The following is a 21,208-nucleotide window of genomic DNA, read 5'->3' on the forward strand; positions in this document are numbered from 1 at the left end:
CGTCTGCAATGCCCAAGCCCACCAAGGGCCGTCGCCTCGGCGGGTCGTCGTCGCATCAGAAGGCGATCCTGGCCAATCTGGCCACGGCGCTGTTCGAGCATGGTCGGATCAAGACCACCGAGCCGAAGGCCCGGGCACTGCGGCCCTACGCGGAGAAGCTGATCACCCACGCCAAGAAGGGCACGCTGCACAACCGGCGCGAGGTGCTCAAGAAGATCCGCGACAAGGACGTGGTGCATGCCCTGTTCGCCGAGATCGGGCCGTTCTTCGCCGACCGCGACGGCGGCTATACCCGCATCATCAAGGTGGAGTCGCGCAAGGGAGATAACGCTCCGATGGCCGTGATCGAGCTGGTGCAGGAGAAGACGGTCACCTCGGAGGCCAACCGGGCACGCCGCGCTGCCGCCTCGCAGGCGGCGGCCAAGAAGGCTGCCCCGGAGGCTGCGGCGGCCGCCCCGCAGGCCGCTGTCGAACCGGAGGCTGCGGTCGGCCCGGACGCCGAGGAGGCCCCGGAGGCAGCCGCGCCCGAAGCCGCGGCCGCGGCGCCCCAACCCGAAGAAGAGGCTGACTCCGACGAGTCCTGAGGTTCGTCTTCGGCTCGACATTGCCTACGACGGAACGGAGTTCGCCGGTTGGGCAGTGCAGGCGGGGCGACGGACCGTTGCCGGTGTGCTCGACGAGGCGCTCTCGACGGTGTTTCGCACGCCGGTGCGGCTACGCGCTGCTGGGCGCACCGACACCGGCGTGCACGCCGCCGGGCAGGTGGCTCACGTGGATGTGCCGGCCGACGCCTTGCGTTATGCCTATCCTCGTTCGCGCCGCCCGGCTGACCCGGAATTCCTACCGCTGCTAAGGCGGCTGGGCCGCTTCCTGCCCGAGGATGTCAGGATCCGCCAAATTGTCCGCGCGCCAGCGGGTTTCGATGCGCGATTCTCGGCGCTGCGCCGCCACTACATCTACCGGCTGTCGACTGCGCCCTACGGGGTTGAGCCGCACCAGGCCCGCTACGTCACCGGCTGGCCGCGCGAGCTGGATGTGGACGCGATGGCGTTGGCGTCACGAGACCTGTTGGGATTGCACGACTTCGCCGCGTTCTGCCGACACCGCGACGGTGCCACCACCATTCGCGAGCTGCAGCGGCTGGACTGGTCACGTGAGGGCGATCTTGTCACCGCATACGTCACCGCGGACGCGTTCTGCTGGTCGATGGTGCGCTCATTGGTCGGGGCCCTGCTCGCCGTCGGCGAACGCCGCCGCCCCGCTGACTGGTGCCGCGAGTTGCTCAGCGCCACAAGCCGGTCCAGCGACTTCACCGCCGCTCCGGCCCACGGTCTGACGCTGGTCGGCGTGGACTATCCGCCCGACAGCGAACTGCAGGCGCGGACGGTGATCACCCGCGATCTGCGCTCGCGCAGCTGATTTAGAGCTTGCCGGCGACAAAGCCGGCGGCCTGATCGACCAGCCCGGAGTTGATGTAGGCGGGCTGCAGATGCGAGGACCAGTTCGTGCCTCTCCCACAGATCGGATCGCCTTGCGCGCACTGGTCGATCGTCTTACCGACGAAGGCGGGGGCGATGCGCCGGGTGCCATTGCCGAACAAGGCGACGGCTGCGACGTGCTGATCCACACCAGGCGGTATACGGCCCCACGTCGCGAGGTCAGCCACCTCGGCACCCAGGGAATAGCCGCCGAGCACCTCGCGGGTGTTCGGGCAACTTCCGGCCATGGATTGAACGTGGGCGCCCATATCGCTGGCGCCGCTGCTGACGCTGATATTCGCCGGATAGTTGACGCCATAGGCCCCGATCGACATGTTCGGTACCTTTGCGCGCAGCGAATTGAGCAACGCGTCGCCGACCGCGCCGAGTCCGGGTGGCTCCTCTCGCCCGCGGGCGAAAACGACCTCCGCACCCGGGCAGTCCGCTGACGCCACCGGAATCGGCGGCGCCGGAATGGGTGCTACCGCTGGCGCGATCAGCAGCCCCGCGGCGACCGATGCGGCGGCTGCAAACCTGGCGGCGCGGATTGCGCTGAGAGCACTCACATCGGGAATTACTGCAGCTTGCCCGCGACGAAGTCGGCGGCCTGATTGACCATCCCGGACTGGATGTACCCGCTGGCCGCGTGTTGCGGCCAGTTGGCTTCCCAGGTGTTCGGGTCGGCCGGGTTACAGATGGGGTCGGCGCCGTGGCACAAGTCGATTGTCCGGTCGTTGTAGGCCGGGTTGAAATTCGTGATCGGACCGACCCATTGGCTTCCGTTGCCGAACAGCGCGACGGCCGCGATGTGCTGATCGGCGCCCGCCGGCAGGGGATTGGTGAAACCGAACAAGGGGCCGGGGGCCGCCATCACCACGTCGGCGACCGCCGCGCCGAGCGAGTAGCCGCCCAACACCAGGCGGGTGTCGGGGCAACTGTTGATCATGGACTGGACGTGCGCGCTCATGTCGTTGGCGCCGACGTCGACCTGGTTGTCGGCGGGGTAGCGCACCGAGTAGAGGCTGATGTTCTTGTTGACCCTGGACCGCAGTGCGCTGACGAACGCGTTACCCACCGCACCGGGGCCGGGCGGTTCCAGACGTCCCCGGGCGAACACCACCTCGGCGTCCGGACAAGCCGCCGATGCCGTCGGAATAGGGGTCGTCGCCGGAAGGGGCGCGAGTGCCGGGGCGATCACCAACGCCACGGCGAGCAATCCAGCTGCCGCAAGCCGAGCGACGCGGTTTGCCGCATTTGACCCGTCGCCCGAACGCGCCTGCGCCGGTGGGTCAATCGGACGGAGGTTCATGGCCCGATATTAGCGGGCCGAGCAGCCTCGTTAGTGAACTTGCATCGAAGGATCGGAGGTGGGGGAGCCGGGCGCCACGGGATATCCGGGCAGCTCAGGGAATCCGGGCACCGCGGAAGGGCCGGACGACGAAAGCCTGGCCGCGATGAAAGTCGCCGCCTGGGTCGTGTAGACGGGCACGTAACCCTCGGTGTGCCCGCTCCACTCATTGCCGGGGCCGGCGTGACAGATCGGGTCCTCGGGGTTGCACAGGTCGATCGTCTTGGACCCCAAGAGCTTGCTCTGGGTGGAAAGCGAACTGCCCGACCGACCAACGATATTGCCGAACGTTGCAACGGCCTTGATGTGGTCGGCGTATTCGGCGGGCAGCGGGCTGCCCCACGACACGCCGCCCACCGGCACGCCGGAAACGATGTCGATCACCGATGCGCCCTGGGAGTAGCCGCCCAGCACGATATCGGTGTTCGGGCACTGTTGGACAGCGTCTTTGACGCGTTTGATGGTGTCGTTGGCACCATCACCGCCGCCCAGCTGGAGCTTGCCCGCTGGATAGTTCACGCCGTAGACGTCGATGTTCTTTCCGGTCTGCTGGCGCAGCGAGTCGACCAACGCCTGGCCGACGCGGCCCACCCCGGCGGGCTCGCTGGTGCCGCGGGCGAAGATGAATTCCACGTCCGGGCAGTCGAAGGCGGCGGCCGACGGGACGGCGCGGGGAGCGGCGCTGGGCGCCACCAGCAGCACGCCGGCGGCAAGGACCGCGGCAGCACCCAGACCGGCGCAGCGCAAACCGCGCGACCAGAGACGACGGGACACCAAACGGTTCAGGTGGTCGGTGAGCACGACGCGATATTACCGAGAACGCGACGGATGCTCACATCGGCGCTCGTCGGGCCCTGCTGTGGATGGACGGCAGAGCACCGCTTGACCAGGGCATATGGTGGGACGGGCGGAGTCGGGGGGGTCATGGGACGGCAACCGACGACCCGGCTGCACGTCAGCGGGCATCGATTTCTGCTACGCCGCATCGAGTGCGCGTTGTTGGGCAGGGACATCCGCGCGGTCAACGAACCGATCCGCGCGCCCCTTCATTCGCTCATGGCCGGATCTCTGCTGGCGGTCGTCGTGCTGGCTGGGTGCGCAGGGTTGGCGGTGCTGCGCCCCCAACCATCATTGGGAAATGCGCCGATCCTGATGAGCGAGCCCTCCGGCGCGCTCTACGTGCGAGTGGGCGAAACCCTGCATCCGGTGCTGAACCTGGCATCGGCCCGGCTGATCGCCAAAACAAACGTCAACCCGCGCCCGGTACCAGAGCCCGAATTGCGCCACAGCAAAAGGGGTCCGCTGCTGGGCATCCCCGGCGCCCCGCAATCTCTGGCCGAGCCACTGGCCGACGACGAAACGCACTGGACGATCTGTGATACCGACAACGACACAGTGAACACGACAGTCATTGTCGGGCCCGCAGAGGGACGGCTTTCGCGTCGCCTGGCACCCGAACAGGCCGTGCTTGTCACGCCCGACTCCGGCGGATCGACCTATCTGCTGTATGAGGGGCGTCGCGCGGTGGTCGACCTGAGCGAACCCGCCGTCGTGCACGCGTTGAGGTTGGAAGGTCTTGTGCCGCTGACGGTCTCAAGGGCGTTACTGAATGCCGTCCCGGAGGTGCCGCCGATCACCGCGCCCCGGATCCCCGGCGCCGGCAGACCGGCTGCACTCCGCGGGTTTCTGGTCGGCAGTGTGCTGCAGGTAAACCGCGCTGACCGCGACGAGTATTACGTAGTACTCGAACGGGGAGTGCAGCGCGTCGGTCAGATCGCAGCGGATCTGGTGCGTTTCAGCGACTCGCAAGGCAGCCGCACGGTGATCTCGGTGGCACCCGACCTGGTCCGCACCGCTCCGGCCGCGGCCCAGCTGCCAGTGGCCAGCTTCCCCGAGCGTGCTCCCGCAGCGCTGGACACCACTGTCACAACACTCTGTGTGAGCTGGGCACCCACAGCCTCGGGTCGAGCCGACATCTCGTTTTTGACCGGTGGCGTGCCCGTTCCGCCGGGCCAGCAGCCAGTGACCTTGTCGCAGGCTGACGGAAATGGGGCCGCGGTCGACGCCGTCTACCTTCCGCCCGGCCGCAGCGCGTATGTGCGATCCAGCGGCCTGTCCGGAGACAACGCCAGCGCCGGCACACGATACTTGGTAACCGACACCGGAGTGCGGTTCGCCGTCCACGACGATGATGCGGCACACGATCTAGGCCTGCCGAATACCGCCGCCCCGGCGCCGTGGCCGCTGCTGGCAACGCTGCCGTCGGGGCCGGAGCTGAGCCGCGCGAACGCGTTAGTCGCCCGCGACACGGTCGGCATCCCGTCGCAGCCGCCCCCTCACCGCACCGGCGCTGAGCACCGCCGCCAGCACGGCGAGGCACACCGCCGCGCCGGCGATCGCCATGTCTCGCGCATTCCGGTTCGGCCGCACGGGAGGCGCGGGCGGTGGAATCGGCACCGGTTTGGCCGGTGGCCGCGGTGCCGGGGTCGCCGGCGCGTCGGTGCTGACTGCGGCCGGAAAGTCGACGAGGCCCGCGCCGACGAGCGGATCCCAACCACCGGGCGGGTGATGCGCAGTCGCCTCGATGCGGTGCATCACCTGCCGGGCGGTCATCGTCGGAAACCGGGCGCGGATCAGTGCCGCCAGCCCGCTGACGACCGGAGCTGCGTAACTGGTGCCCGACAGCGGCGCCGGACCAGTCTGTCCCTCAACAGTATTCGCTAGCCCTTGTCCCTGTGGGCTGAGCGAAACCGCGGCCTCGCCGGGGGCAGCGACATCCACCCACGGTCCGGCCAGGGTGAAGGAGGACGGTTCACCATGCGCGTTCACCGAACCCACGGTCAGCACGTAGTCGTCATACCAGGCCGGACTGACCACCACTGTTGCGTTGTCCCACGTTGCTTCGGGTTGCTGAGCCGGGCACTGGCCGGCGTCCGCGGTGTTCCCGGCGGCAGCGACCACCACGGCGTTCTTGACGTCGACGGCGTAAGAGAGTGCGGCGCCGAGCGCGCGGTCGTCGAGCCGCGAATCAACTGGGACGCAGGCAACCGAGGAGATGTTGATTACCGAAGCGCCCAGGTCGGCGGCCGTCCGGACGGCTTTGGCCATCGTGTCGACGTCACCGAATCCTGAGACGGGCGGATTCGCCGACGCACCGAACTTGGTGCTGGACTGCCGGATACTGATCAACCGCACCGCCGGGGCGACTCCGCTGAAATCATCCGTATGCTCGGGATCCGGTGCGGCGGCGATGATTCCCGCTACCACGGTGCCGTGTCCATCGCAATCCTGGGTGCCGTCGCCGGTGAACACGTAGTCACCGCCGGGCACTGTGTCCGGCAGCCGTGGGTGCGGCGACACTCCGGTGTCGATGACCGCGACCCGTTGGCCCGAGCCACGTGTGAGCTGCCAAACCTGTGGTAGGTCAAGCGGGGCGAGTTGGCTATTGGTGCCGCTCGATCCGGGAGCCATCGACGCCACCGCGCATATCTCTCGTTGCACGGTGGGCTGCGGGGGCGACGGCGGTGCGGGCTCGGGCAGCCGGTTGCTCTCGATCGGCGGCGGTGTGACCGCATGCGCGCAGGGCACTCCACATTGGTATAGCGCGGCCAGTATCGCTGCGGCGGCGCAACGCAGCGCCTTGGATGTCGTTGCGATCACGACAGGCTCAAGCCGCGGGCGGCGCCATAAAGGCCACAGATCCAGCAGACCAGCGGCACGATAGCGGCCAGCGCGAGATATTCCAGTAGGTCGACACCTCGTCGTAGGACCGGTGAGAACGTCAGCGCTGGGGCGATGAAACCAAGGCACAGGGCTGCGGTGGCCAGCGTCGCGGCCACCCCAGCCACCCATGGCGGTTGAAGTGGGCCGGCGATTGCCGCGACCACGAAAGTGACGCTGAGCGTGGCCGTTCCGCTCACCACGAGCGGCACAGATCTCGCCTGATCGCCGTGCGCGCGGGCCCGCAGCAGCAGCACGCCGCCGACGACCGTGGCGAATGCGATCCCGAGCAGCCGCGTCCCACCGGCGCAGTGAGCAGCGACCGCGGTGCCGATGGCCCCGAGCGCGGCCGCGGCAGCAAACGCCGCAACCAGACTGCTCAACAAGCTATCGGCGCGGAGAGCTTTGGCTTTCAAGCGATGCGGATCCGCCGGCTCATCGGCGTCCCCCTCCGGAGACAATCCGGCGAACAGAATCGAGACGCGCGCTGAAAGCTCGAGAAGCGCCAGCGATATCGCCGCAGACGCCGCGGCGATAGCCTGCGGTGATCCAGCAGTGAGAGCGCCTACCAGCGCAGCTGCTGCCGCCACCATTGCGAGACAGGACAACGCTATGAACACGGTTGTGCCGCAGCCTGTTACGCCCATTACGAGTGCGGACATGGCGGCACCGGCCATCGCGGCCAGGAGTGCATTCGGTGCGCCGGGGCCGCCGGGAACCGCCAGCAGGCCCGCGAGCGAGGCGAATCCGCTCGCCAGCAGACCGAGCGTCAGCCCGGCGATCACGTCGCGAAACCCGCGATACGCGACCCCCGACGCCAGCAGCGCGATGCAGCCGATCGCTGCGGCAACACCGGCGCTGACGCGCCGGGCATCGGCGGTATCAAACGCCGCTCGGATCAGCACCAGTGCGCCCGCGCCGGCTAGCCAGCTGGCCGTGATCGCGCCGGCGAGCCGGGCCGTCCGCCGAGTCCATGGCCGCGCTCTTTCGGCGAGCGACATCGATACCGCCTCCGCGACGTCGTCGAAACGCGGCGCCGTCAGCTCGGTTGACGGTCCGGTGAATACGAGTATGCTGCCGTCTCGGATTCCCAGCTGCGCCAACGTCTTCGACATATCCAGCGGGGCGTCGCCCGGAAGGGAAAGCCGGTGCCAGGCCGGCACCGATTCTCCGCGGTGACGGTATTCCGTGGCCAGGATGTCAACGATCGCCGGCATCAGCGATGCGACGGGGACCGCCGCGGGCAGCGCCAAGTCCACGCTGACGGCGTCTGCGCATACCGATACCCGGCGCAATTCCGCGCCTGTGGCCGGTACCTCCACAGCTTGATGCACCCGACCTCCTCTCGCCGATGCAGGCGCTGATCTGGACGCTAGCCAGCCGGGCGGTATCGCGTATGCACCGATCCACAACTGAGTTGCGGTCGGATGCGTGGCCACTTACGGTGCTGCGACTGTGGATTTCGTGCCGCCACCACGGCAGCCGCCCCCGGCGTTCGCAACCGCTGACATCGCGGTTGCGGCGCCCCCAGAGGTGTCGCGGCCGGCGCAGACCAACGTGGCGGCACGCCTGCTGCCGGTCGCCATGGCTATCGCGACGGTGGTGATGATCGCGGTGGTCGTGTCCTCGCGGTCGGCCATGGCGCGCAGTCCCATGTTCATGACATTCCCGTTGATGATGCTGGTCTCGGCGGTTGCGACGGTGATTACCGGATGGGATCGGCAGCGCGGCGAGATCGATGCCGACCGCGCAGGCTATCTCGGCTATCTCTGCGATCTGCGGCGTTCCGTCGTGCAGACCGCCGCCGCGCAGCACTCGTCGCTGGTCTGGTGCCATCCCGAGCCCGACACGTTGTGGACTCTGGTGGGCACTAGCCGGATGTGGGAGCGCCGAGCGGGTGATCCGGATTTCTGCGAAGTAAGGATCGGTGTCGGAACACGGCGTCTTGCCACCCGTTTGGTCTCCCCACAGATCGGACCGGCTGAGCGCTGCGATCCCGTGACCGTGACGGCGTTACGCCGGTTTCTGAAAGCACATTCGACGATCCGCAGCGCGCCGATCGCGATTGAGTTACGCGGGCAAGCCGTCGTGACGGTCTGCGGTGACACAACGCACACGCGCGGTTTGGTGCGTGCGATGATCTGCCAGCTGGCCGTCCTGCACAGCCCAAGCCAGCTGCTTGTCGTCGGCGCGATCAGCGAGCGCAACCGAGTCCACTGGGGCTGGCTGAAATGGCTGCCGCACCATCAACATCCGAAATCTCGCGACGCCGTCGGTTCTGCCCGGCTGATGTACCCGACGCTGGCCGCGGCCGAACGTGCGCTCGCTGGCCTGTCGAGCTTTCCGCAGTTGATAGTCGTCGCCGACGGTGACGTAAGCCTCGGCAGCATCGGCAGCGCGTCCCTGCTGCAGATCGTTCATGGCCCGCCAGCGGGCGACGGGTTGAGGCTGCAGGTCAGCGAGAAAGAGTTGGTGACCCGCCAATCTGGCCGTGACGACGTTTTCGTGCTCCCGGACCGGATGAGCTACTCCGCCGCGTCGACGTGCGCGCGTCGGCTGGCCGCATACCGTTGTGGCGGCCCGGATGCCCGATCAGCTTGTCCGCGTTGGGAAGATCTTCTGGGCATCGGCGATATCGCGTCCACAAATCCGAAAACCTGGTGGGACAACAGAACGCACCGTGAGCTGCTCTCTGTTCCAATCGGCACGACGATGACGGGAGCACCGCTGCAGCTCGACATCAAGGAAGCCGCCGAGCAAGGCGTGGGGCCGCACGGGCTTTGCATCGGAGCCACCGGCTCGGGCAAGTCGGAGTTCCTGCGCACCGTCGCACTCGGAATGATCGCACGCCATTCGCCGGACGTGCTCAACTTGGTTTTGGTCGACTTCAAGGGCGGTGCGACGTTTCTCGGCTTGGAGCGGGCTCCGCATGCCGCGGCGATCATCACCAACCTGTCCGATGATGCGCCGCTGGTGGCTCGAATGCGAGATGCATTGACCGGCGAGATGAACCGCCGCCAGGAAGTACTCCGCGCGGCGGGCAATCTCGACAGCGTCGCAGCCTACCAGCGCGCGCGGCGCACGAATCCGCAGTTGGCGCCGCTGCCTGCGTTGTTTGTGGTCGTCGACGAGTTCTCCGAACTGCTCAGCCAGCACCCGGATTTCGCCGACGTTTTCGTGGCGATCGGCCGACTGGGCCGATCCCTGGCCATGCATCTGCTGTTGGCCAGCCAACGTCTGGACGAGGGCAGGCTGCGCGGGTTGGAGTCGCATCTGTCTTACCGGGTATGCCTGAAAACACTATCCGCCCACGAATCGCGGATCGTCCTCGGAACGTCCGACGCCTTTGAATTGCCGAACACACCCGGCGCCGGCTACTTGCGGGCGGGAGCGGAGCAATTGATTCGCTTCCAGACTGCATATGTCTCCGAATTCCGCAATCACTCCGCCGTTTCCAGGCTGTCACAGTTCGGTGAGGCGACGCCGCCGGTGCGAGTATTCACCGCTGCGCCGATCGGACCCGTCACGACCCCTAGCAACGCGCCGGCTGATGCTGCGGCTCGGCGCACTGTCCTGGAGACGGTCGTGGATCGGGTGGCCGGGCTTGGCCCGCCAGCGCGCCAGGTATGGCTGCCGCCGCTGGGCGCGGCACCGGCTCTGCGCACCCTGCTCGACGACGACGGATCCGCACCAGATGAGGTGCTGAGAGTTTCCATCGGCGTTGTCGATCGCCCGTTTGAGCAGCGCCGCACGCCATTAGCCGTCGATTTGTCCGGGGCTGCCGGCAATGTCGCGGTCGTCGGGGCACCTCAGGCCGGCAAGTCGACGGCGTTGCGCACTCTGATCACGGCGCTCGCCCTCACCCACGATCCGGACCGGGTGCAGTTCTACTGCCTGGACTTTGGTGGTGGCGCGCTGGCGTCGCTGCGGTCCTGGCCGCACGTCGGGTCGGTCGCCGGTAGAGCAGACCGCGAGTTGGTCGGTCGTACGATCACCGAGCTGGAGGCGATAATCCGGTCCAGGGAGACGGTATTCCGCGACCACGGCATCGATTCGATGGCACACTATCGCCGGCTCAAGGCGCAGCAGCATCCGCTATGCGACCGATTCGGCGACATCTTCTTGGTTGTAGACGGGTGGGCCAGCCTGCGCCGCGAGTTCGAGACCCTCGAGACGTCGATCACCGCCATTGCCGCTCAAGGATTGTCATTCGGTGTGCATGTCGCGGTCTCTGCATCGCGTTGGGCGGAGATTCGGCCCGCGCTGAAGGATCAGCTCGGGACCCGCATCGAGTTGCGGCTTGGTGATCCGGCCGACTCCGAGTTGGACCGCCGACGGGCGCAGCAGGTACCCAAAAATAGACCTGGACGGGGACTTTCCGCCGACGGACTGCACATGATCATCGCCCTGCCCGAAGCCGGCACGCGGGTAGCGGAGATGTTGAGGCACCGCCACGGCGGATACGATGCGCCTCCGATACCGCTCCTGCCCAGGTGCGTCGAGCACCACACCGTCGTCGAGCGGGAGGCCGATCGGATGGGCACGGGCATCTTGATCGGAGTTGAGGAGACTCGATTACGACCGGCGGCAATCGATTTCGCAATACAACCGCACCTACTGGTTCTCGGGGACGGCGAGTGCGGAAAGACCGCCGTGCTGCGCACCGTCTGCCGTGAGATCGCGCGGACAGCGACCGCGGCGCAAGCGCAACTTTTGATCGTCGACTTCCGGCGCACGCTGCTCGGCATCGTCGAGTCCGAACATCTTGGCGGGTACTTCATCTCGGCGGCGGCGCTCGGCGAGCAGCTGCCGAGCCTGATCGACGTGCTGCGCCGGCGCATGCCCCCTTCCAACGCGTCACACGAACAGTTGCGCGCCAGATCCTGGTGGTCTGGGCCAGAGATCTATCTCGTGGTCGACGATTATGACCTGGTCGCGACCGCTGCCGGCAATCCGTTGGCGCCACTCCTGGGATTCCTGCCGCACGCCGGAGACCTCGGACTGCACCTGATCGTGGCGCGCCGCAGCGCAGGCACCGCACGAGCCATGTTCGAGCCACTGCTCGCCGAGCTGCACGACCTGGGCTGTATGGCGCTGATCATGAGCGGAAGTCCGGATGACGGCCCACTGATCGGATCCGTACGCCTGTCGCCGTTGCCGCCCGGGCGCGGCACCCTGATCACGCGTCGCGGTGGCCAACAGCTGGTGCAGGTGGCCTGGAGCCCGCCGCCGTGACTGCACACGTCATCGAGGCCGGCCCGAATACGATCCGCCAATTGTGCTGCGGCGATGGCGAAGTCGCAGACGGCGAGGTGATCAGAGCCGCACTTGACGGTATCGACGATCCGGCAGTCCTGGTGGAGCTGCGTCCGGTCTCCGTCGATTCGCTGTGGCGCGAAGCACTGCGATCGGTGCACAGCGGAAGGCCAGAGCTCGTGATCGTCGTCCACCCGTCGTGGTGGACGACGACGCGCGTCGACCGGGTCCGCACGGCCGCAGAGGTTCTCGCCGACGACGTCGAGATGCGACCCCGGTCGTGGCTGCTGGCTCGGGCCGCAGCGCCTCACCCGGCGGTGGTCGTGGAGATCGCCGACCAATTCGTGGTGGTGACCGGCGCAGCGGTAGTGGCCGAGCGTCGTAGTGATCCGCAGCGCACCGCCGAGGCAATCGTGCATGCGATTGTCGAAATGACAGCCGATGCCACAGCGGTGGTGGTAATCGATGCACCGGGCACAGTCGACGGGGCCGACGGTTTGGCGACCATGATCGCCGACGGAGTGCGAGCGTGCGATGCGATGAAGGTTGTGCTGGTCGACGATGCCGCGCTGAGAGAGCTTGGCGCAGCGGCCGTTCCGAGCGAGGACGCCGCTTGCGAGTCGCCGTCCACTGATGCGGCGGACGGTGGTCGTCGAGGCCACCGGATCATCGCAGTGGTGATCTTGTTGGTCACTGTGGTCCTCGCGGTCGGCGCATTGCGTCACCACGCCGTCGCTCCGGTCGAGCGGGCGCCGACGACGTTTCTGGTGGAAGGTCGGGTTGCCCTGGAGGTTCCGGCGCAATGGCCGATGCAGCGAGTGATCGCGGGACCTGGTTCGGCGCGGGTACAGGTCACCTCGCCGTCGGATCCGGAGGTCGCGCTGCACGTTACGCAATCTTGGGTTGCCGCAGCGACTTTGGACGACGCCGCCGAGTCGCTGAAGCAGGCGATCGATGCCGAGCCGCCCGGCGTCTTCGTCGACTTCAACCCGGCCGGTCGCAGCGCAGGTCGCCCGGCGGTGACCTATCGGGAAGTCCGGGCCGCCCATGACATCCGCTGGACTGTGCTGCTAGACCGTGCGGTCCGGATCAGCATCGGATGTCAAAGCCGCCTCGGCCACGACGACGTCGTGCGCGATGTGTGTGAGCAAGCGGTGCGCTCGGCGCGCGCGCTTAGTTGAGTTATCGGTTGCCGAAGTGGTGGGAACCTGAGGGCGCCGGTCGCAGTCCTACATAACATGAGCGCACCTGCGGGCGGCAACACACTCAGTACCGACTTCGAGCTGATGCGCTCAGTCGCGGCAACTATCGATAACCGCAACGAGGAAATCCGAACAATGCTGCACGCGTTCATCGGTCGGATGAGTAGTGTGCCGGCGTCGGTGTGGGGTGGGGCAGCGGCAGCGCGCTTCAAGGATGTGGTGGATCGGTGGAACGCCGAGTCGATGAAACTGCACCGCGCCCTGCATGGCATCGCGGAGACAATTCGCCACAACGAGGCCGCGCTGCGGGAAGCGGCCGACAGCCACGCGCACCATATCGCCACCGCCGGCGGGAATCTGTGAGGCGATAGCCATGGACCCGTTGTTGTCGTACAACTTCGACGAGATCGAATGCTCCATTCGCCAGGAGATCCACACCACGTCTGGCCGCTTCAATGCCGCATTGCAGGAGCTGCGGTCTCAAGTCGCACCGCTGCGGGAAATGTGGACCCGGGAAGCCGCGAGTGCATACGGCGCCGAGCAACTGAGGTGGCATCAGGCGGCCACTGCGCTCAACGAAATTCTGGTCGACCTCGGAAATGCAGTGCGCGACGGCTCCGATGACGTCGCGGCCGCCGATCATCGGGCGGCCCGCGTGTGGACGCGATAGCGATGGCAATCGCCTAGAGACTCTGCGCGGTCCCAACGTAGGGGAGAGACGTTGGGACCGCGCAGTCATAGCCGGACACCCGCGAGCCGGCGGCGCGGACAATGACTAGTTCGAGTTGGCTGCGGCCGCCGGGCACCGAGCTGAGATTTGTAATACAATCGTAGTACACTCAAGGTGACGGTCGACTGGAGGGGGCGGCTACATCGCCACAAAACACCAGGTCACACCGACGCAGGCCGACGAAGCGCTCAATGACCCCGACCGGCTTGTCCTCGATCCAGACCCGCGAGCCGCTCCGGTGTCGGTGTACGCACCATCGGCTACTGCGCTAGTCGGGATGAGCTGCTCAGCGTCATCACTGTCGAGGAGGGCGGCGTCATCTTCGGAGTCAACGCCTGGCCGTCAAATCCAAGGGACCAACGCAAATATCGGGAAGGAGGCCTCCAATGAGCAAGCGCAAGCTCGAAGAAGCAATCACCGAGGCCGACGAAATCGAAGCCGCCGAAGACCATCAAAACGACCGACCGCTGCCGCCTCACGTCAAGGTCAGTCGGCCAGGTCGCGCTCGCAGCAAGGTGCTGCAGGTCCGCCTCAACCCCGACGAGTTTGAAGCGCTGGAACGCATCGCCGAACGTCGCCAACTCCCGGTGTCCACGATTGCCCGTGGGCAGTTGCTGCAGCTCATCACCGCCGATGAGCCCGCTGGGAACCTCAGCCTCCTGCGGGCGGCCCTCGGGAATCTTGACCGCGCACGGGAGGCCGTCGCGGAGTTGGCTGAGGCCGAGGTGCGGCCACGGGCGCGACGGATCAAGTCGGCGCTGCCAAGATGATGGGATTCGATGTTCGGCGGGATCCCTTCCGGAGCCAATGCGGCGTTTTGACCTGCGTGGATGACCCCCGGTAAGCTGCACCGTTGGCGTGCGGTACGCAGGGACTCGGGTCAATGTCGGTCGCCGAGACACTCCCGTGCCGTGGACGCCCTGACCGGCACCCGGGTCACACCGGGATTCAACCCGAGAGAAGAAGGTAAGCGCTGTGCCTACATACGCGCCGAAGGCGGGTGACACCACGCGGGCGTGGTACGTCATCGACGCCACGGACGTGGTGCTCGGCCGCCTCGCCGTCGCGGCAGCCAACCTGCTGCGCGGCAAGCACAAGCCGACATTCACCCCCAACGTCGACGGCGGCGACTTCGTCGTCATCGTCAACGCCGACAAAGTCGCCATCAGCGGCGACAAACTGCAAAACAAGCTGGCCTACCGCCACTCGGGTTATCCCGGCGGTCTACGCAAGCGCACGATCGGTGACCTGATGCAAAAGCATCCGGACCGCGTCGTCGAGAAGGCCATCGTCGGGATGCTCCCGAAGAACAAGCTCGGCCGCCAGATCAAGCGCAAGCTGCGCGTCTACGCCGGTCCGGAGCACCCGCACACCGCCCAGCAGCCGGTTCCGTTCGAGATCAAGCAGGTGACCCAATGACAGAAGCGGCAGGCACCGAGACCGCCGAAGAGACCACCGAAGCACCCGTCGAGGAGACCGGCGACACGGCGGCCAGCGAGACCTCCGCCGCGCCGACGTCGCGCAAGCGTTCCGATTCCTTCGTGATCGAGCGCCCGATCCAGACGGTCGGGCGTCGCAAGGAGGCCGTGGTGCGGGTGCGCCTGGTTCCCGGTAGCGGCAAGTTCGACCTCGACGGCCGCAGCTTGGAGGATTACTTCCCGAACAAGGTGCACCAGCAGCTCATCAAGGCGCCGCTGGTGACCGTCGACCGGGTGGAGAGCTTCGACATCTATGCGCACCTCGACGGTGGCGGCCCGTCCGGCCAGGCCGGCGCACTGCGCCTGGCCATCGCCAGGGCATTGATCCTGGTCACGCCCGAGGACCGGCCCGCGCTGAAGAAGGCCGGCTTCCTGACCCGCGACCCGCGCTCCACCGAGCGCAAGAAGTACGGCCTGAAGAAGGCCCGCAAGGCGCCGCAGTACAGCAAGCGCTGATCGGCGATCACTTTCCGGCCGCGAGCGTGCATCGTTGTACGCATTTTTCGGCGTGTCGCCGTACAAACACGCACGCTCGCGCCAAAAAGTGGGTATGTACCAGGCCGTCAATTGTGAGAGGTTTGTCCGCATGGGTCGACTGTTCGGCACCGACGGCGTCCGCGGAGTCGCCAATCGAGAGCTCACCGGTGAGCTCGCGCTGGCCTTGGGCGCCGCCGCCGCCCGGCAACTGAGCACCCCGGACGGGCCCCGGCGCCGCGTCGCGGTGGTTGGCCGCGATCCGCGCGCCAGCGGCGAGATGCTGGAAGCTGCGGTGATCGCCGGGCTGACCAGCGAAGGCGTCGACGCGCTGCGGGCAGGCGTGCTGCCGACGCCGGCGGTGGCCTATCTGACCAGCGCCTACGACGCCGACTTCGGGGTGATGATCTCGGCGTCGCACAACCCGATGCCCGACAACGGCATCAAAATCTTCGGGCCGGGCGGGCACAAACTCGACGATGCCACGGAAGACCAGATCGAGGACTTGGTCGCGGCCGGACCGGGGCTGCGTCCCGTCGGCACGGGCCTCGGACGCGTGATCGACGCCGAGGACGCGCTGGAACGCTACCTGCGCCACCTCGACAAGGCCGCCACCGCCGCCCTGGACGGGCTGACCGTCGTCGTCGACTGTGCGCACGGCGCCGCGTCGGTGGCCGCACCAAGCGCCTATCGCGCCGCCGGTGCGCGCGTCATCGCCATCAACGCAGAACCCAACGGGCTGAACATCAACGACCGCTGCGGGTCGACCCACCTGGATGCACTGCGCTCGGCGGTGCTGGCCCACGGCGCCGACCTCGGCCTGGCGCACGACGGCGACGCCGACCGGTGCCTGGCGATCGATGCCGCCGGTGAGGTCGTCGACGGCGATGCGATCATGGTGATCCTGGCGCTGGCGATGCAGGAAGCCGGCGAACTGGTCTCCAACACGTTGGTGGCCACCGTGATGAGCAACCTTGGCCTGCACCTGGCGATGCGCTCGGCCGGTGTCGCCGTTCGCACCACCGGCGTCGGCGACCGCTACGTGCTGGAGGAGCTGCGCTCTGGCGACTACCGACTCGGTGGCGAACAATCCGGGCACATCGTGATGCCGGCGCTGGCCACCACCGGCGATGGCATTCTCACCGGCCTGCGGCTGATGTCGCGCATGGCGCAAACCGGCTCGTCGCTGGCCGACCTGGCGTCCGCGATGCACACCTTGCCGCAGGTGCTGATCAACGTCGGAGTCGCCGACAAGGCCGCCGCCGTCGCCGCGCCCGCGGTTCGCACCGCGGTCCAGCAGACTGAGGACGAGCTCGGCGATACCGGACGAATCCTGTTGCGGCCCTCGGGAACCGAACAGTTGATTCGCGTCATGGTGGAAGCGGCCGACGAGGACATCGCCCGCCGGCTGGCCACCCGGGTCGCGGAGACGGTGCGCGCTCAGCAGTAGTGGAACCTGGACGCGGCCTGATGCGTCAAAGCCGGTATGGGACAACGAGATGCGTTCGTCGATGCCGCGTCGGTGCGGGCGGTCGCGCGTCGGTTCGACGGCACCGCGGATCTCATCGACAGTGCGGCGCGCATCCAGTTGCGGAGGTTGGCCTTCGACGGCGCCACCGCCGGGCAGGCGCACGCCGCGCACGGTGATGCGCTGCGGCTCGCGCTGGATCGGCTGAGCCAGGAGCTTGCGCAGTGGGCACGGGCAACCGCGGAAATTGCCACCGCGCTGCGGGGCGGCGCCGAGCACTACGCCGAGGCCGACCTGAGCGCGGCGGCGCGGATCGGCTGAATCATGGCCGACCGGTTGGACGTCGCAGCACGGCTTGCGGAAGGTCGCCTCGCGGTTGAGCACACGCAGACCTACGTGCGTGCGTGTCACGTGCTCGACTATCAGCATCCCGACCTGACCGCGCACGATTCGCAGGTCTGCGACTGGTATGACACTGAGGCCGGACTCGACCTGCGAGTGCTCGACCACGACACCGCCGAGCTTTGGGCCGCGGTCAACGCGATCGACGAGGCGCTGAACGTGCAGCGCACGCAGTTGGACGAACTCGCGGCGGCCTGGCGAGGCCCGAGTGCCGACTCCGCGACGCGGTTTCTGCGGCGCCATTGCGACACCGCTGCCACAGTCGCCGCGCATGTCCGCACGGCCGCCGAGCGTTGCGGGGCGCTGCGGGACGAGCTGTGGCAACTGATCGACGGCAAGGCTGCGACGGCCATCGCGATCGACGATCGCAGGGTCGCGGAGCGCTCGGCCTGGCTGGCCGCCGCGCACACGGTGACCACCGGAGCCGGCGATGCGTCGGCCGAAGAGCTGGTTCGCCGACAGGTTAATCCATATGTAGACAATGACATTCGCGTTGACTGGCTCACCGCCATGCGTTCAACGATGGCGTCGGTTGCGGCGGCCTACGAGGGGGCCACCGGTGCCCTGACGCACGTAGCCGAGGCATGTTTCGAGCTTCCGGGTGAGTTGGGGCCGAGTTGGCAGCCGGTGGTCGACGAGCCGGTCGCGGACTCGGCGCCTCTCGACGCGGCGCCTGCTGTGTCCACGATGCCCGCAGCCGTGTCGGCCCCGCCACCCCCGACAACCGTTGCACCGCCGACACTTCCGGCCGACCCGCTCGCGGCGTTGCCGCCCGTGCCGCCGGAACTTGCGGCGCCGCTTGGCGATGCTGCCGGTTTGTCCACCGGCGCAGGCACTCTCGGCGGCTCGGGCGGCCTGGGCGGTCTGGCCGGCAATATCGGTGGAGTCGTCGGCAAGATCGTCGACGGTATCGGAGGTCTGATCGGTTCGCTGGCGGACGGGTTCGGCGATCTGGCCGGGGATCCGCTCGACGCCGACGAAGCCGACGAACCTGACGAACTCGACGACAAGGACGTCGAGCCTGACGGGAAAGACGACGAGCCCGACGAAGCCGACGATGCCGAGGCGGATGACGCCACTTCCGAAACGGACGACGAGAATTCTCCGCCGGCAGACGATGCCGCCGACGAGCCGGCGGCCCAGGAGGCCATACCGCCACCGCCGGACCCGCCACCGCCCGCCGAGCCTGTGCCCGTCGAGCCACCGGCCGCCGACCCGTCGGCGTCCACGCCCGAACCAGCGGCCGAGGGATCGACTCCCTGTGAGATCGCCGCGGAGGAACTGCCCCAGGCTGGGCAGTGACAAGGTTCAGCCGGGTAGCAGCCCGCGTAACTCCTCGACATGGCGCAGGGATTCACGGCGGTCGGTGCTCGCCGGCATCACCAACAGTGTTGTCACACCGGCGTCGGCGAAGGCCGCCACCCGCTCGGCCACGAATCCACGCGGGCCTATCAGCGAGATCGACCGCACCAGCTCGTCGGGCACCGCGGCGATCGCTTCGTCTTTGCGCCCGCTCAGATAGAGCTCCTGAATCCGGTCCGCCACTTCGCCGAACCCGTAGCGAGTCGCCAAATTGTGGTAGAAGTTGCGGCCTTTTGCGCCCATGCCGCCGATGTAGAGGCCCAGTTGCGGTTTCACCCACGCGAGCCGTTCCTCGACGTCGTCGCCGATCGCCAACGAGGCGCCGACCATCACATCCAGCGGGCCCAGCTCGGAATCGCGTTTGGCTTGCCCGGCTTCGAGCGCCTCGCCCCACACCGACCGGGCCTTCTCCGGATAGAAGAAAACCGGCTGCCAGCCCTCGGCGATCTCCGCCGTCAGCTCGACGTTCTTGGGCCCCAGTGCCGCGATCGATATCGGAATTCGTTCCCGCACTGGGTGATTGATGAGCTGCAACGGCTTACCCAAACCGGTGCCGCGATCGGCCGGTAGCGGAAGCTGGTAGTGCTTGCCGGTGTAGTTGACTCGCTCGCGGCGCCACACCTGCCGGCAGATGTCGACCACCTCGCGGGTGCGGCCCAGCGGGGCGTCGAACGGAACACCGTGGAATCCCTCCACGACCTGCGGGCCCGAGGTGCCGATCCCCAGCTGGAATCGGCCGTCGGACACGTAGTCGAGGCCGGCGGCCGTCATGGCCAGCAGCGACGGGGTGCGGGTGTAGATCGGAAACACGCCCGAGCCCAGCTGGATGGTGCTGGTCTTGGCGGCCAAATAGCCGAGCTGGCTGACCGCGTCGTAGGAATACGCCTCGGCGACCAGCGCGATATCGACGCCGACCTTCTCAAGCTCGACCACGTGGTCGGCGGCCTCCTTGAAGCCGCCGGAGTAGTTCAGCGAGATCCCGATTCTCATTGCGACTTTATAGCACCCAACCGGTTGGTTGGTTCGATCAGCCCTTGAGCATCGCGACGATCTTTTCTTCCGGCGTCATCGCCGCGGCCTCAGGGTCCAAGGCCTCCGTCTTGGGCAGCTGCGCGTCCGGATCGGCGAATTCGCGGTAGGCCTTGTCGCCGCCCAGCGCGTAGAGCAGGTAGCCGGTCAGCAGCGCACGAACGGCCTTGTGTGTCTTGCGGTTTGCCCCGGGCAGCCCGAACACCTTCGCCAATCGCCGGCCCTCGACGAGGCCGCCGGGCTGGGCCTTGCTGATCACCCGCAGAGTCGCCGCATCCCAGGCCTGCCAAAGCCCGATGGCGTTGGAACGCAACGCTTTAGCATCCCCAGGGGCGCCGAACACCACACCGGGGACGCCGAGGGTTGCGGCCGGTTCCTCGGCCGGCGGATTGGTGACTGCCGGGAAAATCGCCGCCACCGCCTTGGGCTTGACCGGCATCCCGGCCGCCGCGAACACCGCGGCCGACCCGCCGAATCCGTGGCCGGCCAGGCCGAGTTTGTCGGGGTGGACGCTGATCTTGCCCGGTCCCAGCCGCACTCCCGCGGCGATGTCCAGGGCGGTGCCCATATCGAAGGCCAGGTTCAACACCGACGGCGCCAGCCGCCGCTCGGTGTCGGGAGCCGCCGCGACGATGCCCCACGACGCCAGATGTTCCAGCAGCCGCGAATAGCGTTCGACGCCCGTGAGCCAGTCGTGGCCGAAGGCCACGGCGGGCAGATTCAGCCCCGCTTCGGGGGTATAGACGACGCCGGGTAGGCCGGCAAAGGCCAAGTCGCCGCGCAGAACGCGGTGTGGCCCCCGTCGGGTGAGCGCGGCGAAAAGCTTTTTGGTGCTTGCCACGCGTTTGACGGTAGCGCACCGATGAAGCCTTTCCGCCTGCGTCTCAGGTTTGCGCGGACAGTGCTTTGGTCATCAGACACACATGAAGAATTTCGTGCGTGTGTTGGGATCGGCGGTCGCGCTGACGGCCGGTTTGGGGCTCGCCGGTTTGGGCGCGGCTGCCGTCGCGCACGCACAACCCGCGCCTTTCCCGGACTACCACTGGTGCCCCGGTGAGTACTGGGATCCTGGATGGGGCGACAACTGGGACCCGGACCGCTGCCACGACGACCACTGGCTCGACGGCGATCCGCACGACCTCAGCCATTGGCACGGTCCCGAAGGGTATCCCGGCGGCCCCGGAGTCCCCGGCAGCCCCGGGGTCGGCCCCTGGTGACCGGTCGGCAGCGGACTGACCTGCTGGATTCATAGTGTTCGACC

General features: G+C 67.5%; 20 protein-coding genes and 1 pseudogene. 14 read left to right on the forward strand and 7 right to left on the reverse strand.

Annotation, left to right across the window (positions count from 1 at the left end):
- The first annotated feature begins 8 nt into the window (after nt 1-8).
- Together rplQ and truA are read left to right on the forward strand one after the other, a co-directional pair.
- Nucleotides 9-584, forward strand: coding sequence for a 50S ribosomal protein L17 (rplQ, locus tag AWC06_RS13495; protein ID WP_085198313.1), 576 nt, complete (start codon nt 9-11; stop codon nt 582-584).
- The gene (gene truA, locus AWC06_RS13500; RefSeq protein ID WP_085198316.1) at nt 565-1,419 is read left to right on the forward strand and encodes a tRNA pseudouridine(38-40) synthase TruA; all 855 of its coding nucleotides are present in this window, start codon (nt 565-567) and stop codon (nt 1,417-1,419) included. Before rplQ ends, truA begins: the two co-directional genes overlap by 20 nt.
- A 1-nt stretch (nt 1,420) precedes the next feature.
- On the opposite strand, the gene AWC06_RS13505 is transcribed toward truA, so the two are convergent.
- The 3 genes from AWC06_RS13505 to AWC06_RS13515 are packed head-to-tail and all read right to left on the reverse strand — an operon-like array spanning nt 1,421 to nt 3,573.
- On the reverse strand, nt 1,421-2,044 hold the full coding sequence (locus tag AWC06_RS13505; protein WP_227370969.1) for a cutinase family protein: 624 nt from the start codon (nt 2,042-2,044) through the stop codon (nt 1,421-1,423).
- Between the two features lie 8 nt (nt 2,045-2,052).
- Nucleotides 2,053-2,787, reverse strand: a complete 735-nt coding sequence (locus AWC06_RS13510) for a cutinase family protein (protein ID WP_085198322.1) — start codon at nt 2,785-2,787, stop codon at nt 2,053-2,055.
- A 30-nt stretch (nt 2,788-2,817) separates the two neighbouring features.
- Nucleotides 2,818-3,573 carry a cutinase family protein gene (locus AWC06_RS13515; protein WP_085198647.1) on the reverse strand — a complete coding sequence of 252 codons (756 nt, stop codon included), beginning with the start codon at nt 3,571-3,573 and terminating at the stop codon, nt 2,818-2,820.
- Between the two features lie 177 nt (nt 3,574-3,750).
- Between AWC06_RS13515 and eccB the strand changes: the two are divergent.
- Nucleotides 3,751-5,139 (forward strand): annotated as a pseudogene (gene eccB, locus AWC06_RS13520) (type VII secretion protein EccB); the annotation flags it as partial.
- Here eccB and mycP read toward each other — a convergent pair.
- Nucleotides 5,119-6,486, reverse strand: a complete 1,368-nt coding sequence (gene mycP, locus AWC06_RS13525) for a type VII secretion-associated serine protease mycosin (RefSeq protein ID WP_280522669.1) — start codon at nt 6,484-6,486, stop codon at nt 5,119-5,121. The pseudogene eccB and the gene mycP overlap by 21 nt on opposite strands.
- On the reverse strand, nt 6,483-7,880 hold the full coding sequence (gene eccD, locus AWC06_RS23640) for a type VII secretion integral membrane protein EccD (RefSeq protein WP_227370970.1): 1,398 nt from the start codon (nt 7,878-7,880) through the stop codon (nt 6,483-6,485). Before eccD ends, mycP begins: the two co-directional genes overlap by 4 nt.
- Before the next feature lie 121 nt (nt 7,881-8,001).
- Here eccD and eccCa point away from each other — a divergent pair, with 121 nt between their 5' ends.
- From eccCa to AWC06_RS13585, 10 genes are all read left to right on the forward strand, one after another.
- Complete coding sequence (gene eccCa / locus AWC06_RS13535; RefSeq protein WP_280522670.1) at nt 8,002-11,781, forward strand: type VII secretion protein EccCa; 3,780 nt, start codon at nt 8,002-8,004, stop codon at nt 11,779-11,781.
- Nucleotides 11,778-12,983, forward strand: coding sequence for a type VII secretion-associated protein (locus tag AWC06_RS13540; protein ID WP_085198330.1), 1,206 nt, complete (start codon nt 11,778-11,780; stop codon nt 12,981-12,983). Before eccCa ends, AWC06_RS13540 begins: the two co-directional genes overlap by 4 nt.
- A 57-nt stretch (nt 12,984-13,040) precedes the next feature.
- Nucleotides 13,041-13,367 (forward strand): WXG100 family type VII secretion target, encoded by a 327-nt coding sequence (locus AWC06_RS13545; RefSeq protein WP_085198333.1) that lies wholly within the window; start codon nt 13,041-13,043, stop codon nt 13,365-13,367.
- Nucleotides 13,368-13,371: 4 nt separating this feature from the next.
- Nucleotides 13,372-13,674, forward strand: coding sequence for a WXG100 family type VII secretion target (locus AWC06_RS13550; protein ID WP_139820058.1), 303 nt, complete (start codon nt 13,372-13,374; stop codon nt 13,672-13,674).
- Between the two features lie 446 nt (nt 13,675-14,120).
- Nucleotides 14,121-14,504, forward strand: coding sequence for a hypothetical protein (locus tag AWC06_RS23645; RefSeq protein ID WP_227370971.1), 384 nt, complete (start codon nt 14,121-14,123; stop codon nt 14,502-14,504).
- 205 nt (nt 14,505-14,709) lie between these two features.
- Nucleotides 14,710-15,153, forward strand: a complete 444-nt coding sequence (gene rplM / locus AWC06_RS13565) for a 50S ribosomal protein L13 (RefSeq protein ID WP_085198339.1) — start codon at nt 14,710-14,712, stop codon at nt 15,151-15,153.
- Nucleotides 15,150-15,668 (forward strand): 30S ribosomal protein S9, encoded by a 519-nt coding sequence (gene rpsI / locus AWC06_RS13570; RefSeq protein ID WP_085198342.1) that lies wholly within the window; start codon nt 15,150-15,152, stop codon nt 15,666-15,668. Before rplM ends, rpsI begins: the two co-directional genes overlap by 4 nt.
- Nucleotides 15,669-15,798: 130 nt before the next feature.
- Nucleotides 15,799-17,136 carry a phosphoglucosamine mutase gene (gene glmM, locus AWC06_RS13575; protein WP_085198651.1) on the forward strand — a complete coding sequence of 446 codons (1,338 nt, stop codon included), beginning with the start codon at nt 15,799-15,801 and terminating at the stop codon, nt 17,134-17,136.
- Nucleotides 17,137-17,172: 36 nt separating this feature from the next.
- Entirely contained in the window at nt 17,173-17,475 is a 303-nt protein-coding gene (locus AWC06_RS13580; protein WP_085198345.1) for a type VII secretion target, read from the forward strand.
- Between the two features lie 3 nt (nt 17,476-17,478).
- A complete protein-coding gene (locus tag AWC06_RS13585; RefSeq protein WP_085198347.1) occupies nt 17,479-18,858 on the forward strand; it encodes a hypothetical protein in 1,380 nt (459 codons plus the stop codon).
- A gap of 6 nt (nt 18,859-18,864) precedes the next feature.
- Here AWC06_RS13585 and AWC06_RS13590 read toward each other — a convergent pair whose 3' ends face one another.
- Nucleotides 18,865-19,908, reverse strand: coding sequence for an LLM class F420-dependent oxidoreductase (locus AWC06_RS13590; RefSeq protein WP_085198349.1), 1,044 nt, complete (start codon nt 19,906-19,908; stop codon nt 18,865-18,867).
- Nucleotides 19,909-19,945: 37 nt separating this feature from the next.
- Nucleotides 19,946-20,788 carry a dienelactone hydrolase family protein gene (locus tag AWC06_RS13595; protein ID WP_085198352.1) on the reverse strand — a complete coding sequence of 281 codons (843 nt, stop codon included), beginning with the start codon at nt 20,786-20,788 and terminating at the stop codon, nt 19,946-19,948.
- Between the two features lie 82 nt (nt 20,789-20,870).
- Between AWC06_RS13595 and AWC06_RS13600 the strand changes: the two genes are divergently transcribed.
- The gene (locus tag AWC06_RS13600; protein WP_085198354.1) at nt 20,871-21,164 is read left to right on the forward strand and encodes an Mtp family mycobacterial-type pilin; all 294 of its coding nucleotides are present in this window, start codon (nt 20,871-20,873) and stop codon (nt 21,162-21,164) included.
- Nucleotides 21,165-21,208: the final 44 nt, after the last annotated feature.

Source organism: Mycobacterium fragae (genome assembly GCF_002102185.1).
Taxonomy (GTDB): domain Bacteria; phylum Actinomycetota; class Actinomycetes; order Mycobacteriales; family Mycobacteriaceae; genus Mycobacterium; species Mycobacterium fragae.